The organism is Oleiphilus sp. HI0128 (genome assembly GCF_001635365.1).
In genome coordinates this window covers 1-812 of the sequence record NZ_LWGG01000330.1, presented here as the reverse complement: position 1 = coordinate 812, position 812 = coordinate 1, and the positions used below count along the sequence as shown (strand labels likewise).

Below are 812 nucleotides of genomic sequence, written 5' to 3'. Positions count from 1 at the left end.
GCGATGAAGTCCATCCAGGCACATGAAAATAGCGTGTCGGTAAATCAAGTAAGGAAAAATTAAGCACGTTGGAAACCAGGTGCGCTGGCTTATATATTGCCGACAAAACCTTACCTGCTGCGCCGCTCTGATGCATATCGATCGGACTCGCGACTGTCACCAGGTTTTTGACTGATTCATCACCTGAAACCGCCAGATACATAAGAGAAAGCAAGCCACCCATGCAGTATGCAAAGATTGACACCTCCTCCTCATCAGAATGCGTAATGACAGCATCCATGATCATTGGCATCCACTCTAGCACATAGCTTTCCAGCGACAGGTTTTTATGATCTGCGGTTACATCTCCCCAATCAACCAAGTAAACATCATAACCATTCGCTAAAAAATAACGAACAACACTTCTATGCGGCATCAAATCAAATATCATTGATGTTGCGGCTAAAGGCGGCACCAAGATAACGGGCGTTTTGTGTCGCTTTTTCTCTACCTTGATTTTCTCACCCGCGATCTCAATCTCATCATCCTCTAATGGGTGATAATGACGAACTGACATGATGCCATCTTGAAAGATTTCATCGAATGAACTCAAGTTTGAGATATTAAAGTTCTCCGAAAAAGCAAACTGCTCCACACCATTAAGAACAGATAAAAAAACTTTATCTAGCAATCTTAGCTTTTTCTCAACCATCTATAGCTACAACCCTGTTAACAATAAAAAGATATCTCACAGTTATTATCTTAGCCCCACAAATAAAAAAACCCCAGCACAAGCCGGGGTTTCTATAGTAGTACTACTGGCTTCCTAGCCT

Annotated in this window: 1 protein-coding gene; it reads right to left on the bottom strand. The window is 42.1% G+C overall.

Annotated elements, in window-relative coordinates:
- A partial coding sequence (locus A3763_RS04160; RefSeq protein ID WP_156494896.1) for an alpha/beta fold hydrolase occupies positions 1 to 691 on the bottom strand: 691 nt, incomplete at its 3' end.
- Positions 692 to 812 lie beyond the last annotated feature (121 nt).